We start from the raw sequence: 466 nt of genomic DNA on the forward strand, positions 1-466 counted from the left end.
GATCACCGAGGCGACATCGCACCTGCCGAACCTGCGTGCCGAGACCGGATCGGGGCTTGTCGTCGACTTCGCCCGGGCGCGCGGGCTGACGGCCATCGTCAAGGGACTGCGCACCGGCACCGACTTCGAGTACGAGTTGCAAATGGCGCAGATGAACCGACACGTTGCCGGTGTCGACACCTTCTTCGTCGCCACCAAGCCGCAGTTCTCTTTCGTGTCGTCGTCGTTGGCGAAGGAGGTGGCGGCCCTCGGCGGCGACGTCACCGACCTGCTGCCGGCAGCGGTGAACGAGCGGTTGCAGGCCAAGCTGGCTGGATAGTTCTGCGCGACACACCGGCCGCCAAAGCGGAGTCACACGAGTAACACCAGGCACACTGGTAACAACAACTACGCCTGGAGGATGTTGCCGTGTACCGAGTATTTGAGGCGCTGGACGAGCTCGGCGCGATCGTGGAAGAGGCACGTG

At 64.2% G+C, this 466-nt stretch carries 1 protein-coding gene; it reads left to right on the plus strand.

What is annotated here, in order from left to right; genetic code table 11:
* On the plus strand, nt 1-319 hold a 319-nt coding region (gene coaD / locus H7I57_RS30880; RefSeq protein WP_264028355.1), incomplete at its 5' end, for a pantetheine-phosphate adenylyltransferase.
* Nucleotides 320-466: the final 147 nt, after the last annotated feature.

The sequence above is a fragment of the Mycolicibacterium pyrenivorans genome, from assembly GCF_025821625.1.
GTDB classification, from domain to species: Bacteria; Actinomycetota; Actinomycetes; order Mycobacteriales; family Mycobacteriaceae; genus Mycobacterium; species Mycobacterium pyrenivorans.